This window comes from Vibrio sp. 10N.261.55.A7 (assembly GCF_002877365.1).
In the GTDB taxonomy this organism is placed as follows: Bacteria; Pseudomonadota; Gammaproteobacteria; order Enterobacterales; family Vibrionaceae; genus Vibrio.
On record NZ_MCWZ01000207.1, the window covers coordinates 1 to 825 of the forward strand.

Sequence of the window (825 nt, forward strand, 5' to 3'; positions counted from 1 at the left end):
TGTTGCTGATGAAGTAAGGGCGTTAGCAAGCCGCACTCATCAATCAACTGAAGAGATCACAAAAGTGGTTGATTCAATCCAGAAACAAATGTCTACCGTTGTTGTGAATATCGAACAATGTAACGAGCAAGGCGAACAAACATTGACCGCATCACAGACACTAGACGACAGCCTGTCTCTCATATTAACGGATATGGACAACATACAATCAAATTCTGAACGTATCGCTTCCGCAATTGAAGAGCAAGGAATCGTTATGAATCAGGTCAGTGAGTCCATAACTGAGTTGAACAGTATTTCGGATAGCAACATGCAATCTGCGCAGCAATGTTTAGCAGAAGTTGACTCAGTATCGAGCCAAGCAAAGGAAATGGACTCTGGCGTTGCTGAATTTGTGACAGAGCAAAAAGCGTAACGATTAAGAACCAAGTTGTAAGAAACAAGAGAGCCTGATTCAAGGCTCTTTTTTATTAACTGAATAAATAGTCGATAATCTTGAAAAAACTAAGCCATACTGTAACTATCACTCACCAAGTAACTGGTTGGTATCGTTGAAATTATTATTGTGGTTAGCCGTACTATCACCAGCTATTCTTTGGACAGTATCGCATTACACCCTGCCTCGTTGGTGGCTTGAGAACATCACGGCCTACCCTCCAATTTTTCTGATCTGCTATGTTATTCTTTTCACTTTCAGTGCCATTGCGAAAGAACCAACTTTGACGCTAACGAGTCTTTGTTTGGGGATATTCTTTTTTTCTCTGACGCCAAAAAACAGTCAAACCGTCACCGCTTGCAGTAATGATCTCACCTACGACGTTATTC

Annotated in this window: 1 protein-coding gene and 1 pseudogene; both read left to right on the forward strand. The window is 41.2% G+C overall.

The genetic code is table 11. The features are described from left to right. Positions 1-415 (forward strand): methyl-accepting chemotaxis protein (locus BCU12_RS10555; protein WP_241909806.1); only part of this gene is annotated, 415 nt, incomplete at its 5' end. Positions 416-551: 136 nt separating this feature from the next. Further along, positions 552-825: pseudogene (locus tag BCU12_RS23520) on the forward strand (hypothetical protein); the annotation flags it as partial.